Below are 17,057 nucleotides of genomic sequence, written 5' to 3'. Positions count from 1 at the left end.
GTGCGCGAGGTTCTGCCGGCCTATATGGTGCCGGCGGCTGTGGTGGTGCTGGACGCGTTCCCGTTGAACACGTCCGGGAAACTGGACCGCAAGGCGTTGCCGGAGCCGGTGTTCGAGGCCCGGGAATTCCGGGCACCGTCGACACCGATCGAAGAGATTGTGGCCGGTGTCTACGCCGATGTTCTCGGTGTGGAGCAAATCGGCGCCGATGACGACTTCTTCGCCCTGGGCGGTAACTCGCTGATCGCTACTCAGGTCGCCGCCCGCATCGGGCAGGCATTGGATGTCAACGTTGGGGTGCGCGTCCTGTTCGAAGCACCCACGGTGGCCGCTCTGGCCGCGCGCGCGGAAGCACAGTCCGGTGCCGGCGGACGAGTGGCGCTGGTACCGCAGGCGCGCCCGACGCAGGTGCTGGCAACGGGTGAGGTCGTGCAGCGGGTGCCGCTGTCGCTGGCGCAGCAGCGGATGTGGTTCCTCAACCGGTTCGATCCGGAATCGGCCGCGGACAATATCCCGGTCGCGGTGCGGTTGTCGGGCACGCTCGATCTCGCGGCACTGCGCGCCGCGGTGACAGATGTCCTGGCGCGGCACGAATCGCTGCGCACGTTCTATCCGGAAGTGGACGGCACCCCGTTCCAGCAGATCGCCCCGGTAGCCGAGGTCGTGCCGGATCTCGCACCGGTGCGGATCACCCGGGACGAACTCGCCGGCCACCTGTCCGATCTGGTGCTGACCGGGTTCGATGTCACGGCGGCGGCGCCGTTCCGGGCGCGGCTGTTCGAGCTGAGCCCGACCGAGCACCTGCTCGCGTTCGTCACCCATCACATCTCCGGCGACGGCTTCTCCATGGCGCCGCTGCTCCGCGATGTGGTGACCGCCTATATCGCGCGGTTCGAAGGCGGTGCGCCGGGCTGGCGCCCGCTGGAGGTGCAGTACGCGGATTACGCGCTGTGGCAGCGGCAGGTGCTGGGCTCGGAGGACGATCCGAAGTCGTTGATCTCGTCGCAGGTCGCGTACTGGTCCGCGGAACTCGCGGGTATCCCGGACCAACTGGATCTACCGGCCGATCGGGCCCGGCCCGCGGTCTCCTCGGGCCGCGGCGCGACACACGCCTTCGAGATCGACGCGCAGACCCATGCGGCATTGGCCGAATTGGCGCGCTCCGAGGGCGCGACGCTGTTCATGGTGGTGCACGCGGCGTTCGCGGTGCTGCTGTCGCGGCTGTCGGGTGAGACCGATATCGTGATCGGCACCCCGACCGCGGGCCGTGGCGAACGGGCCCTCGACGACCTGATCGGTATGTTCGTCAACACGCTGGTGTTGCGGACCCCGGTCGATACCGGAACGGGTTTCACCGAGCTGCTGGGCTCGGTCCGCGAGACCGATATCGCCGCGTTCGGGCATGCGGATCTGCCGTTCGAGCGGCTGGTGGAGATCCTGAACCCGGCCCGGTCGCGGTCCCGGAACCCGCTGTTCCAGGTGATGCTGTCGTTGCAGAACACGCCCGCGCAGGGCGCGGAACTGCCCGGTTTGACGCTGAGCGGGGTGGATCTGCCGATACAGACGGCCAAGTTCGATCTGCAGCTGGAACTGAGCGAGCAGACCGGGGCCGACGGTGCGGCGGGTATCGCGGCCACGTTCGTCTACGCGACCGACCTGTTCGACAGGGAGACCGTGGACCAGTTCGGCCGGCGGTTCGTCCGGTTGCTCAAGGCCATCGTCAAGACTCCCGAGCGGCCGTTGGGCGACCTCCCGCTGCTGGACGCTGTGGAGGCGTCCGAGGTGATGCGCAACGGTTACGGCCCGGCGCGCGCGGTCGATCCGACTGCGACACTGGCCGGTCTGTTCGCTGAGCAGGTCGTCCGGACTCCCGAGGCGCCCGCTGTGGTGTTCGAGGGGACAGGTCTGTCCTATACCGAGTTCGCCGGGCGGGTGAACCGCCTGGCGCGGCATCTGATTTCGCTCGGCGTGGGCCCGGACGTTCCGGTGGCGCTGGGAATGCGGCGGTCCCTGGACCTGGTCGTGGCGATGTACGCGGTGGTCACCGCCGGTGGTACGTATGTGCCGCTGGATGTGGCGCAACCGGTCGAGCGGATCGACTACGTACTCGAGACCGCGGCACCGGTGTGTGTGCTGGCCGACGGGGCCGATGGCTTCGCCACGGCGAAGTGCCCGGTGGTACCGGTCGGCGAGGTCGACTTGTCCGGGTACGCGAGTGACCCGGTCACCGACGCCGATCGGCTGTCGCCGTTGCGGCCGTCGAATACGGCGTATGTGATCTTCACGTCGGGTTCGACGGGCCGGCCGAAGGGTGTGGCGGTTTCGCATGCGGCGATCGTGAACCGTCTGGTGTGGATGCAGTCGCAGTACGGGCTGGACGCTGCCGATGCGGTGTTGCAGAAGACCCCGGCGACCTTCGATGTGTCGGTATGGGAGTTCTTCTGGCCGTTGCAGATCGGTGCCCGGCTGGTGGTGGCCAAGCCGGACGGTCATCGGGATCCGGCGTATCTGGCCGAGGTCATCGATACCGAGCGTGTGACGGTGGCGCATTTCGTCCCGTCGATGCTGACGGTGTTCGTGGCGGCGTTGTCGGGTGTGACCGCCGGAGCGGATACGGTGCGGTGCGAATCGCTGCGGTTGGTGTTCTCCTCGGGTGAGGCGCTGGCGCCGAAGCCGGCGCAGCGGTTGCGGGAGCTGACCGGGACGGCTGTGCACAACCTGTACGGCCCGACCGAGGCCGCGGTCGACGTCACCTACCACGAGGTGGTCGACGCGGACACGGTGACGGTGCCGATCGGTGTGCCGGTGTTCAACACCCGGGTGTACGTGCTGGACGGCCGGTTGCGGCCGGTACCGGTAGGTGTCGCGGGTGAGCTGTACCTGGCGGGCGTGCAGTTGGCGCGCGGATATGTGGCGCGTCCGGACCTGAGCGCGGACCGGTTCGTCGCCGATCCGTTCGTGACGGCCGAGCGGATGTACCGCACCGGCGATCTGGTGCGCTGGACCGCCGCGGGTGAGCTGGAGTATCTGGGCCGGACCGATTTCCAGGTGAAGCTGCGCGGCCAGCGCATCGAACTCGGGGAAATCGAGGCCGCGCTGACCGGCGTGGACGAGGTAGCTCAGGCCGTGGTGGTCATGCGCAGTGACGCGCACACCGGTGACCAGCTCGTCGGCTATGCGGTACCGGTCGCCGGCGCTGTGCTCGATACCGATGAGCTGCGCGCCCACCTGGCGGGACAGCTGCCCTCGTACATGGTGCCGTCGGCGTTCGTGGTGCTCGACGAGTTGCCGCTCAATGCCAGTGGCAAGCTGGATCGGCGTGCGCTGCCGGCGCCGGTATTGCAGGCGCGGGTGTTCCGGGCGCCGTCGACCCCGGTCGAGGAGATCGTGGCGGCCACGTTCGCCGAGGTGCTCGGTGTGGAGCGGGTCGGCGCGGACGACGATTTCTTCGAGCTGGGTGGCAACTCACTGGTCGCGACACAGGTGGCGGCGCGGATCGGTGCGGCGCTGGATGTGAGCGTGCCGGTGCGGGCGCTGTTCGATGCGCCGACGGTGGCGGCTCTGGCGGTACGAGTGGAGCAGACCGGGGAGAGTGCGCGGCAGGCTCTGGTGGCCGGTCCGCGTCCGGACCGGGTGCCGCTGTCGTTCGCGCAGCAGCGGATGTGGTTCCTCAACCAGTACGACACCTCGTCGGTGGCCTACAACCTGCCGATGGCGATCCGGCTCTCGGGTGCGCTGGATGTGGCGGCCCTGCGGTCGGCGCTGACCGATGTGGTGCGCAGGCACGAATCTCTGCGCACCCGGTACCCGGAGCACGGTGGCGCACCGGTGCAGGTGATCCTCTCCGCCGAACAGGTGGAGCTGGAGCTGGGTCCGGTCGCGGTAGCGGCGGACGAACTGCTGTCGAGCGTCACCCGGTTCGTGGAGGCCGGTTTCGACGTGGTCGAAGCCGTACCGCTGCGAGTCCGGTTGTTCAGTACCGCGCCGGACGAGTTCGTGCTGGTCGTGGTGGTGCATCATATCGCCGCGGATGGTTTCTCGATGGCGCCGCTGGCCCGTGATGTGATGACCGCGTACGCGGCCCGCGCCCAGGGCGAGGTGCCGGGCTGGGAGCCGCTGCCGGTCCAGTACGCCGACTACACCCTGTGGCAGCGGCAGGTGCTGGGCGCCGAGGACGATCCGGATTCGCCGATGGCGCGCCAGATCGACTTCTGGCGGCGGACCCTCGACGGTGTCCCCGACGAGCTGGTCCTGCCGACGGATCGGCCGCGTCCGGCGGTGGCGTCGCTGAAGGGGGCGACGGTTCACGGTGAGCTGTCCGCCGATTTGGTGCAGGGCCTGGATGGTTTGGCGCGTAGTCGTGGCGCGTCGATGTTCATGGTGGTGCACGCGGCGTTGGCGGCGTTGCTGGCCCGGTTGTCGGGTTCGGACGATATCGCGATCGGTACACCGATCGCGGGTCGTGGCGAGCAGGCGCTCGACGATCTGGTCGGCATGTTCGTCAACACGCTGGTACTGCGGACGAGTGTCGGTTCCGGTGAGACGTTCGGTGATCTGCTGGATCGGGCGCGGCAGGCCGATCTGGATGCGTTCGGTCATGCCGATGTGCCGTTCGAGCGGCTGGTGGATCTGCTGGCGCCGCAACGTTCGCAGGCGCGTAATCCGCTGTTCCAGGTGGCGTTGTCGTTCCAGAACAATGAGCGGCCGGTGTTGGAGCTGGCGGGTCTGCAGGTTGCCGGGGTGGAGCTGGCCGATGATGTGGCCCGGTTCGATCTGCAGTTCACGCTCGTCGAGAACGCTTCGGGCGGGATGGATCTCGCGGTCAACTACGCGACCGAACTGTTCGACGAGGCCACCGCGGCCGGGTTGATCACGCGGTTCCAGCGGTTGTTGTCGGTGGTGGCCGCCGATCCGGATGTTCTGCTGGGCGCGGTGGAGATCCTCGACGAAGCCGAGCGCGCCGAAATTCTGGCACGGTCGGGTGGTGCGGCGGTGCCGGCGTCGACGTTGCCGGAGTTGCTGGCCGCGGCGGTGGCGGTGGACCCGTCGGCGCCGGCGGTGGTGTTCGACGGTGTCGGCTACTCCTACGCGGAGTTCGACGAACGGTCCAACCGGTTGGCGCAGGTGCTGATCGAGCGTTGCCTGGGCGCCGAGGACCTGGTGGCGGTAGCGGTACCGCGGTCGGCGGATTCGGTACTCGCCGAATGGGCGGTCACCAAATCCGGTGCGGCGTTCGTCCCGATCGACCCGACCTACCCGGCGGACCGGATCGCGCATATGCTCACCGATTCCGGTGCGCCGGTGGGTATCACGGTCTCGAGTGTGCGGGCGGATCTGCCGGATACGGTGGACTGGCTGGTGCTGGACGAGCTGGCTCTCGACGGGTACCCGGCCGAGCCGATCACCGACGCCGACCGGGTGTGGCCGTTGACCCCGGCCAACACCGCCTATGTCATCTACACCTCCGGTTCCACCGGTGTGCCCAAGGGCGTGGTGGTCACCCATGCCGGCCTGGCGAATTTCAGTGCCGAACAGGTCGAGCGGTACCGGTTGAACGCGCAGACGCGGGCGTTGGCGTTCGCGTCGCCGAGTTTCGATGCCTCGATCCTGGAGTTGCTGCTGGCGGTCGGTTCGGCGGGCACGCTGGTGGTGGTGCCGACCGGTACCTACGGTGGCGCGGAGCTGGGTGAGCTGATCGCCCGGGAAGGCGTGACGGTCGGGTTGATCACCCCGTCGGTGCTGGCGTCGCTGGACCCGGCGGATCTGGCCGGGATGGAAGTGATCATCGCCGGTGGTGAAGCCATTTCGGCGGATCTGATGGCGAAATGGTCGACCGCACCCGAGGGCGGGGTCCAGCGCCGGTTCCACAATGCCTACGGTCCGACCGAGGCCACGGTCGCCACGAACATCAGTGGGGTGTTGCGGGCCGGTGATCGGGTCACCATCGGTGGTCCGGTGCGGGGGATGCGGACGCTGGTGCTCGATGATCGGCTCAATCCGGTGCCCGAGGGGGTGGCCGGTGAGTTGTATGTCGGTGGGGTGCAGCTGGCGCGGGGCTACCACGCTCGGGCGGGTCTGACCGCGCAGCGGTTCGTGGCCGATCCCTTCGGTGGGCCGGGGGCGCGGTTGTATCGCACCGGTGATGTGGTGCGGTGGCGTCGTGACGGCGCGGGTGATCCGGTGCTGGAGTATGTGGGCCGCAACGATTTCCAGGTCAAGGTTCGGGGTTTCCGGATCGAACTCGGGGAGATCGACGCCGCGCTGACCGCGCACGAGACCGTCGATTTCGCGGTCACCATCGGGCACGAGAACACCGCGGGTGTGGTGTCGCTGGTGTCGTATGTGGTTCCGGTGTCGGGTGCCACGGTGGATACCGCGGTGTTGATCGCGTATGTCGAGCAGCGCCTGCCGGGTTATATGGTGCCGTCGGCGGTCATGGTGCTCGACACGATCCCGCTGACCCCCGCCGGCAAACTCGACCGCCGCGCGCTACCCGAACCCGTCTTCGCCGCCGCCACCGCCTTCCGCGGGCCGCGTACACCGGTCGAACAGACGATCGCCGAGGTCTTCGCCGAGGTGCTCGGTATGGAGCGGGTCGGTGTGGACGATTCGTTCTTCGCCCTCGGCGGCGACAGCATCGTCTCCATCCAGCTGGTGTCCCGCGCCAAGGCACGCGGTGTGGTCTTCACGCCGCGGCACGTCTTCGAACAGCGCACGGTGGCCGGGCTGGCCTCGGTCGCCGAATCCGTGGAGGCCGCCGAGGAAGCGGGCCGCGCGCTCGTCGAGCTGCCGGGCGGCGGTGTCGGCACCATGCCGCTCACGCCGATCGTCCGGTTCATGGCCGAACGCACCGGTTCCTTCGGGCGATTCCATCAGTTGGCGACATTGGAGCTCCCGGTCGGCATCGACCGCGACACCATCGCCGCCATCGTGGGCCCGGTGCTCGATCGGCACGATATGTTGCGGGCGCGGTTGTATTCCGTGGACGGCGAATGGGTCGTCGAAACGGCGGAGCCGGGCACTGTCGACGTGGACGCGCTGATCGATCACACGGTGTTCGACGGCGCCGCCGGCGCCGAGCAACTGCTCGAGATCGCCTCGGCCGCTGTGGACGCCACGCTCGACCGGCTCGATCCCGCCAACGGTGTGGTGGTCCGGTTCGTCTGGCTGGAACCCGATACGACCGACCGCTCGGGACGCCTGGTGATCATCGCGCACCACCTGGTGGTCGACGGTGTGTCGTGGCGCATCCTGGTGCCCGATTTCCTCGTATCCGCTGGTGCGTACAGCGCCGGGCAGGCGCCCGAGCTGCCGGCTCCGGTCACCTCCATGCGGACCTGGGCCCACGCGCTCGAGCAGAACGCGTACAGCCCCGAACGGCTGGCCGAACTGGAATACTGGCGGACCGTCGCCGGCACCGCCGATCCTCTGCTCACGGCTCGCCGTATCGATCCCGCGGTGGATACCGCCGGTGTTACCGAAATCCACTCGGTGCGGGTATCGCCGGAGGTCACCCAGGCGCTGCTCACGAAGGTGCCGGCGCTGTTCCACGGCGGTGTGAACGACGGCCTGCTGACCGCGCTCGCCCTGGCGACCGCCGCTTGGCGGACCCGCCGGGTCACCGGGGTCCGGGGCGACGACCCGCTGCTGATCCGGCTCGAGGGCCACGGTCGTGAGGAGGAGATCGCGCCCGGAGCCGACCTGTCCCGCACGGTCGGCTGGTTCACCGCCCTGTTCCCGGTCCGGTTCGAGCTCACCGGTATCGATATCGAGGCCGCCCTCACCGGCGGTCCGGCGCTGGGTACCGCGCTCAAGCTCGTGAAGGAGCAGCTGCTCGCGGTACCGGACAAGGGCATCGGCTACGGCCTGCTGCGCTATATGAACCGGGATACCGCCGGTGAATTGCCGCGGGAACTGCCGGGCCAGGTGAACTTCAACTACCTGGGTCGTACAGGCGGGGGCGAGATGCCCGAGGAAATGCGTGGTTTCGGCTGGATCCCGGCAGCCGATCCGGCCGGGCTGAACGCCACCTACGACGCGGATATGCCGGCCATGGCACTGCTGGATATCAACGCCGTCGTGGCCGGCGATACGCTGACCGCGCGGATCGGATACCCGACCACCCTGCTGTCGCGGGAAGAGGCCGCCGAATTCGGCGAGCTGTGGGTCCGGGCCCTGGAAGCCGTGGCCCACCATGCCGATTCCGCGGACGCGGGCGGGCATACGCCGTCCGACTTCGCGCTGGTCGAGCTGTCCCAGCGCGATATCGACGGTATCGAACAGCAGTTCCCGATGCCGGTCGCGGATGTGTGGCCGCTGTCCTCGCTCCAAGCCGGGCTGTTGTTCCATGCGCAGCTCGCCGCCGCATCGGTGGATGTGTACACCGCGCAGGCAGTGCTGGAACTGACCGGCCGGGTGGATGCCGACCGCCTCCGTGCGGCCGCGCAGGCACTGGTGGATCGCTACGAGAACCTGCGCACCGTCTTCCTCACCGACGGTCAGGGCAACCCGGTACAGGTGATCCTGGACGAGGTGCAGGTGGACTGGACCGAGCACGATCGCTCCGCCACCGGTGACGCCACCGATCTCGTCGACGCGGATCGGTTGCGGCGTTTCGACCTCACCGAACCACGGCTGATCCGGTTCACCTTGATCCGGACCGGCTCTGATACCTGGCAGTTCGTGGTGTCCAACCACCACATCCTGCTGGACGGTTGGTCCATGCCGTTGCTCATGCGGGATCTGCTGGCGCTGTACGCGGTACACGCGGACACCAGCGCGTTGCCCGCCGCGCGCTCCTACCGGCACTTCCTGGAGTGGATCGGCAGGCAGGACCACGCGACATCGCTGGCGGTCTGGGAAGAAGTGCTGTCCGGGATCAGCGAACCGACCCTGCTGACCCGCCCCGAATCCGGGGGCGGCGATTCCGCGCACGAGATCGACGCGCTCTCCGGCGAGTACGTGTTCGAGCTCGACGCCGCGGCCACGGGACGGATCACCACGCTGGCCGCCGAACTCGGCATCACCGCCAACACGGTGCTGCAGGTGGCGTGGGCGATCCTGCTCGGGCGTATGACCAGCCGCGACGATGTGCTCTTCGGCGCCACCGTCTCCGGCCGCCCGCCCCAGCTGTCCGGGGTGGAGACGATGGTCGGGTTGTTCATCAACACCGTCCCGGTACGGGTGCGGTTCGACCAGAGCGAACCCGCGCGTGAGCTGCTCATCCGGACCCAGGCCGAACAGGCCGATCTGCTGGATCACCACTATGTGGGTCTGGCGGATATCCAGGCCACGGCCGGGATGGCGACCCTGTTCGACACCCTGCTGGTGTTCGAGTCGTATCCGGTGGACGCCGACGGTATCCGGGCCCAGGCCACCGATATCGACGGAATGGCAGTGACCGGACTCGGTGTGGCGGACGCGACGCACTATCCGCTGACCCTGGTCGCCTCGTTGAGCGATACCCTGCACATCCGCGCCGGCTATCTGCAGGACATGTTCGGCGAAGCGGATGTACGGCATATCGCCGACCGGCTGATGCGGGTGCTCGCCGCCATCACCGCCGCACCGGACCGGTCGATCAGCGAGATCGACCTGCTCGACAGCGGTGAGCGTGACCTCGTGCTGCGGGCCTGGAACGACACCGCGCACGCGGTCGATTCCGCCGCGACCCTGGCCTCGATGTTCTACGCGCAGTGCACCCGTACGCCGGACGCACCCGCGCTGACCTTCGGCGAGGAAACTCTCACCTACACCGAGTTCGCGGAACGGGTGAATCTCCTCGCGCACTGGCTGATCGACCGCGGGGTGGGGCCGGAATCGTTCGTGGCCCTGGGTATGCGGCGGTCGATCGACCTGGTGGTCGGCATGTACGCGGTCACCGTCGCGGGTGGCGCCTATGTGCCGCTCGACCCGGACCATCCGGCCGAGCGCACCGAATGCATCCTGGGTACCGCCGATCCGATCTGCGTGCTGACCTCCGGAGACGACCTGCCCATCGATACCGCCCAGGTGCGGATCGACAAGCTGGACCTTTCCGGGTACGTCGATACCGCGATCACCGACGCGGATCGGGTAGCGCGGTTGCGGCCGTCGAATACGGCGTATGTGATCTTCACGTCGGGTTCGACGGGCCGGCCGAAGGGCGTGGCGGTTTCGCATGCGGCGATCGTGAACCGTCTGGTGTGGATGCAGTCGCAGTACGGGCTGGACGCTGCCGATGCGGTGTTGCAGAAGACCCCGGCGACCTTCGATGTGTCGGTATGGGAGTTCTTCTGGCCGTTGCAGATCGGTGCGCGGCTGGTGGTGGCCAAGCCGGACGGTCATCGGGATCCGGCGTATCTGGCCGAGGTCATCGATACCGAGCGTGTGACGGTGGCGCATTTCGTCCCGTCCATGCTGAGCGTGTTCGTGGCCGCGTTGCCGGATACCGCACCGCACGCTGCGGACGCCGTACGGTGTGGTTCGCTGCGGATGGTGTTCTCCTCGGGTGAGGCGCTGCCGGGTAGGCCCGCGCAGCGGTTGCGGGAGCTGACCGGCACCGCGCTGCACAACCTGTACGGTCCGACCGAGGCCGCGGTCGACGTCACCTATCACGAGGTGACCGATGCCGATACCGGTGTGGTGCCGATCGGTGTGCCGGTGTTCAACACCCGGGTGTACGTGCTGGACGGCCGGTTGCGGCCGGTACCGGTGGGCGTCATGGGTGAGCTGTACCTGGCGGGCGTGCAGTTGGCGCGCGGGTATGTGGCGCGTCCGGATCTGAGCGCGGACCGGTTCGTGGCCAGCCCGTTCGATCCCGCCGAGCGGATGTACCGCACCGGTGACGTGGTGCGCTGGACCGCCGCGGGTGAGCTGGAGTACGTGGGTCGTTCCGACTTCCAGGTGAAGTTGCGCGGCCAGCGCATCGAACTCGGCGAGATCGAGGCCGCGCTGACCGGCGTGGACGAGGTGGGCCAGGCCGTGGTGGTCATGCGCAGTGACGCGCGCACCGGCGAGCAGCTGGTCGCCTATGTGGTGCCCGCACGGGGAGCGCACCTCGATATCGAGGATGTGCGCGAGGACCTGGCGGCTCGGTTGCCGTCGTATATGGTGCCGTCGGCGTTCGTGGTGCTCGACGAGTTGCCGCTCAATGCCAGTGGCAAGCTGGATCGGCGTGCGCTGCCGGCGCCGGTATTGCAGGCGCGGGTGTTCCGGGCGCCGTCGACCCCGGTCGAGGAGATCGTGGCGGCCACATTCGCCGAGGTGCTCGGTGTGGAGCGGGTCGGCGCGGACGACGATTTCTTCGAGCTGGGTGGTAACTCGCTGAGTGCGACTCGGGTGGCGGCACGGCTGTCGGTGGCGTTGGATACCGATCTGGCTGTACGCGAGTTGTTCGAGGCTTCGACGGTGGCCGCGCTGGCGGCCCGGGCGGAGACGCATTCGGGTGCGGGCCGGCGGGTGGCGTTGGCGCCGCAGCCGCGTCCGACGCAGCTACTGGCAACGGGCGAAGTCGTGGAACGGGTGCCGTTGTCGCTGGCGCAGCAGCGGATGTGGTTCCTCAACCGGTTCGACCCGAACTCGGCCGCGGACAATCTGCCCATCGCCGTGCGCCTCTCCGGCCTGCTGGACCGGCAGGCGATGCAGATCGCGATCGCCGACGTTCTGGCCCGGCACGAATCGCTGCGCACCTTCTATCCGGAGGTGGACGGCACCCCCTTCCAGCAGGTGGAACCGACTTCGGCGGTGATCCCGGATCTGACCACGGTGGAAGTATCGGAAGCCGATCTGCTGCCGCGGGTGGCCGAGTTCGCCTCGGCCGGGTTCGATGTCACCGCCGGCGTACCGTTCCGGGTCCGGCTGTTCGAGGTCGACCCGACCGAGCACGTACTGGTACTGGTCGTGCACCATATTTCGGCGGACGGCTTCTCCATGGGACCGCTGGCCCGCGATGTGATCACGGCCTACAGCGCTCGTATCGAGGGCGGCGAGCCGGGGTGGCGGCCGCTGGAGGTGCAGTACGCCGATTACGCGCTGTGGCAGCGACAGGTGCTGGGTGCCGAAGACGATCCGGACTCGGTGATCGCGTCGCAGATCGCGTACTGGTCGGCGGAACTGGCGGGGATTCCGGAACAGCTGGATCTGCCCGCCGACCGGCCGCGCCCGGCGGTTTCCTCCGGGCTGGGTGCCTCCTACGCCTTCGAGATCGACGACACCGTGCACGCCGAGCTGGCGGAGCTCGCACGCGCCCACGGGGTGACCTTCTTCATGGTGGTGCACGCCGTGTTCGCGGTGATGCTGTCCCGGTTGTCGGGTGAGCCCGATATCGTCGTCGGTACGCCGGTCGCCGGTCGCGGTGAACGTGCGTTGGACGACCTGATCGGTATGTTCGTCAACACTCTCGCGCTGCGGACACCGGTCGATTCCGAGGCCCGCTTCAGCGATCTGCTGGAGACGGTTCGCGGTATCGATGTCGCCGCGTTCGGTCATGCCGATCTGCCGTTCGAGCGGCTGGTGGAGGTCTTGAACCCGGCCCGGTCGCAAGCCCGGCATCCGGTGTTCCAGGTGATGCTGTCGTTGCTGAACACCAATCCGCAGATCACCGGAGAGCTCCCCGGCCTGGCGATCAGCGGTATCGACTCACCGATCGAGACCTCGAAGTTCGATCTCCAGTTGGAGCTGATCGAGCGGATGGGTCCGGTCGAGGGCACCGGCAACGGTGTGCACGCGGCTCACGGTGTCTCCGCCAAGTTCATCTACTCGACGGACCTGTTCGATCACTCGACGGTGCGAGGGTTCGCGGAGCGGTTCCTGCGGTTGCTGGCCGAGGTGGTGGCGAACCCGTCGGTTCCGGTGGGTGATCTCGAGGTGCTGGCCCCGGCCGAACGCACCCGGGTCTTGGCGGAGTGGAATGCCACCGAGCATCCGCTGCCGGCGGGGCTGCTGCTCGACGGGTTCGAGCGAGCGGTCGCCGCGTATCCGGAGCGGGTCGCGGTGGTTTTCGAGGGCGAGGAGCTCACCTATCGGGAACTGGGTGCGCGGGTGCACCGGGTGGCGCGGTATCTCATCGGCCAGGGGGTGGGGCCGGAGTCGCTGGTCGGGTTGATGATGTCGCGGTCGGTGGAGCTGGTGGTGGGCATGTACGGTGTCCTGGCCGCTGGTGGCGCCTATGTGCCGTTGGATCCGGCGCATCCGGGTGAACGGATCGGTTACATCCTCGATACCGCGAACCCGGTATGCGTGCTGACCACCACCGGCGATGCCGACGCCGTACCCACGGGGGTGGGTGTGCCGGTGGTCGTGCTCGATGACCTCGATACCGGTGGGTACGCCGACGCTCCGGTTACCGATGCGGAGCGGGTGGCGCCGTTGCGGCCGGGTAATACCGCGTATGTGCTGTTCACGTCCGGGTCCACGGGGCGGCCCAAGGGGGTGGCGGTCACCCACGCCGCGATCGTCAACCAGGTGGCGTGGATGCTGGCCCAGTACCCGCTGGGTAGCGAGGATGTGTACCTGCAGAAGACCGCGACCACCTTCGATGTGTCGCTGTGGGGGTACTTCCTGCCGTTGGCCGCCGGCGCGCGGCTGGTGGTGGCCACCCCCGACGGGCATCGGGATCCGGCTTATCTGGCGGAGGTGATCGCCGAGCAGCGGGTCACGGTGACCGATTTCGTGCCGTCGATGCTGAGCGTGTTCGCCGCCCACACTCCGGCGGGGTCGATCCCGTCGTTGCGTGAGGTGTTCGTGATCGGTGAAGCGTTGCCGCCGGAGACGGTGGCCGCGGTCCGGGCGGTGACGTCGGCGGCGGTGCACAATTTGTACGGTCCGACCGAGGCGGCGGTGTCGATCACCTACTGGCCGGCGACCGGTACCGAGGCCGGTAGCGTGCCGATCGGGGTGCCGCAGTGGAACTCGCGGGTGTATGTGCTCGACGCCCGGCTGCGGCCGGTACCGGTGGGGGTGACCGGTGAGTTGTATCTGGCCGGTGAGCAGCTCGCGCGGGGGTACGTGACCCGCCCGGACCTGTCGGCGGACCGGTTCGTGGCCAACCCCTACACCCCCGGGCAGCGCATGTACCGCACCGGCGACCTGGTGCGGTGGCGGTACGCCGACGGACAGCCGGTGCTGGAGTATCTGGGGCGCACCGATTTCCAGGTGAAGTTCCGGGGTCAGCGCATCGAACTCGGCGAGATCGAGTCCGCGTTGCTGGCCCGGCCGCAGGTCAGCCAGGCCGTGGTCACGGTCGCCGCGTCGCAGCTGGGAGAACAACTGGTCGGCTATGTCGTGCCGGCCCCGGGGCAGCAGATCGTGGCGGCCGAGTTGCTCGACGCGGTGCGACAGGTGCTGCCGGCCTACATGGTGCCCGCGGCGGTGATGGTGTTGGAGGCGTTGCCGCTCAACACGTCCGGCAAGCTGGACCGCAAAGCACTGCCGGAGCCGGAGTTCCAGGCGCGGGAGTTCCGGGCGGCCTCGACCCCGATCGAGGAGATCGTGGCCGGGATCTTCGCCGAGGTGCTGGGTGTGAACCGTATCGGCGCGGACGACGACTTCTTCGCTCTGGGTGGTAACTCGCTGATCGCGACGCAGGTCGCGGCCCGGCTGGGTGCCGCGTTGGATACCCAGGTCCCGGTCCGGACCCTGTTCGAAACCTCCACCGTCGCAGCCCTGGCAGCCCGGATCCAGGAACAGGCCGGGTCCGGTGGGCGGGCGGCGCTGGTGCCGCAGCCACGGCCGACGCGGGTGCTGGACTCCGGTGAGGTCGTGGAAGCGGTGCCGTTGTCGCTGGCGCAGCAACGCATGTGGCTGATCAATCAGTTCGATCCGAGCTCGGCCGCCTACAACATCCCGATGGCGATCCGGTTGACCGGTGAGCTGGATGTGGACGCGCTGCGGGCGGCGGTCGCCGATGTGCTGGAGCGGCACGAGTCGTTGCGGACCCGCTATCCGGTGGGTCCGGGTGAGGTGCCGTATCAGGAGGTGCTGCCGGTCGGGCAGGTGCTCGAGGGTGGTTTGGAGATCTCCTCGGCTGCTGATCCGGTGGCCCGGATCGGTGAGTTGATGTCGGCCGGTTTCGATGTCACCGAGACCGCGCCGGTGCGGGTGCTGTTGCTGGCCACGGGCGCGGACGCGCATGTCCTGGCGTTCGTCGCCCACCACATCGCGGCCGACGGCGCCTCGATGGCTCCGCTGGCCCGCGACCTGGTGACTGCCTACCTCGCCCGGACCGCTGGGGATGCGCCGAGCTGGTCGCCGTTGCCGGTGCAGTACGCGGACTTCGCGATCTGGCAGCGTGCGGTGATCGGTGACGAAACCGATGGCGAATCGATCGCGGCAGGCCAATTGGCGTACTGGCAGAAGCAGCTCGACGGGGTCACCGGGGAGCTCGAACTGCCACTGGACCGGCCGCGGCCGCCGGTGCCCTCGATGCGTGGCGGTATCACCGGTTTCGCCGTGGACGCCGATGTGCATCGGATGCTGGACGAAGCCGCGCGGGCGCGTGGCGTCACCATGTTCATGGTGATGCATGCCGCTGTGGCGGTGCTGCTGTCTCGGCTCACCGGCGCGAACGACATCGTGGTCGGTACCCCGATCGCCGGTCGCGGGGAGCGGGAACTGGACGATCTCGTCGGTATGTTCGTCAATACTCTGGCGCTGCGTACCAAGGTGGAACCCACCATGACCTTCGCCGAACTGCTCGACCACGCACGGGAGACCGATCTGTCGGCCTTCGCCAACGGCGATATCCCGTTCGAGCGGGTGGTGGAAGCGGTGCTGCCGGATCGGGCGAACGCGCACAATCCGCTCCTGGGCGTGGTGCTGTCGTTCCAGAACACCGAACAGGCGACACTGGATGTTCCCGGCCTGAGCGTTCAGGCGCTGGACCAGGGTGCGATCGCCGCGAAGTTCGATCTGCAGATCGGGATCGACCCCCAGCGGCATGCCGACGGCAGCTTCGGAGAACTGTGGTCGGTGTTCAACTACGCCGCGGAGTTGTTCGACGAATCGACTGTGCAGTCGTTCGGTCGCCGGTTCGAGCGCATTCTCACCGCGGTGGCCGCCGATCCGCAGATCCGGGTGGGCGATATCGATATCCTCGATATCGCGGAGCGCGACCGTATGGCCGCGCCCGCGCAGCCGGTGGTGGCACCCGCGGCCACAACGGGTACCGCGCTGCCGCAAACGCTGCGCGCCTCGGTGGAGGACGATCCGGAAGGCCCCGCCGTGGTGTGGGGTGAGGAACAGATCACCTATCAGGAACTGGACGTGCGGTCGTCGCGGTTGGCCCGGGTCCTGATCGGGCGCGGCTACGGGCCGGGCACGGGTGTCGTGGTCCGGCTCGAGCGTGGTGTGGACGCGGCGGTTACGACGTGGGCGGTGCTCAAGGCGGGTGCGGCTCTGGTACCCGCCGAGGCGGTGGACGCCGCGGTGGCCGCGGGGTTGACGGTCTCTGCCGGAATCGTGGTGGGCGCTGCGCCGGCCGCGCCGGAAGTGGACTGGCTGGTGCTGGACGATCCGGCGACCGTCGCCGAGGTCGCGGCGGAATCGCCGCGGCCGGTGACCTACGCGGACCGGGTCCGCCCATTGGACGGCGGCGACACCGTCTGTGTGGCGGCCGACGGGCGGAGTATCTCTTACGACGAGCTGGCCACCGTGGTGGCCGAGGTGCATACCGTTACCGAGCTCACCTATGAATCCCGCACCTTCCGGTACGGGCGTACCGACGGTCCGGCCGCGGTGCTGGAGATCGTGGCGGCCGGTGCGGCCGGCGCGGCCATGGTGTTGGTCCCGGCGGTGAGCAGCGAGGCGCTCGGCGACGAATGGGTCACGCACCTGTGGACCGACCGAGCGGGCCTCGACGCGTTGGAGCCGGAAGTCCTGGAGGACTTGGTCGCGCTCGTCCTGGAGGAGAAGGGGCAGCCGATCGGGCCGTGGGCAGAGGTCGAGTATGTGCTGGAGCTGACCGCGCTACTGGAGTGAGCGATCCGAGGTCCGTCCCGGCTGGGCCGCCCGGCGTCACCGACGCCGGGCGGCCCAGCCGTGTCACCAGGCGGTGAGAACCTCGGTGGTAACAGATGGGC

General features: G+C 68.4%; 1 protein-coding gene (cut by a window edge). It reads left to right on the top strand.

The genetic code is table 11. From position 1 onward, the window contains the following. A protein-coding gene (locus ACYR7D_RS02915) for a non-ribosomal peptide synthase/polyketide synthase (protein ID WP_459548085.1) crosses the window boundary here: on the top strand, positions 1–16,956 show its final stretch. It extends 39,915 nt beyond the left edge of the window; the window shows 16,956 of its 56,871 coding nt (coding positions 39,916–56,871); its start codon lies beyond the left edge, outside the window; it ends in the stop codon at positions 16,954–16,956. Positions 16,957–17,057: the final 101 nt, after the last annotated feature.

The organism is Nocardia sp. X0981 (assembly GCF_977089955.1).
Note: the sequence above shows the minus strand (reverse complement) of the source record. Positions and strands in the feature narration are given on the sequence as shown.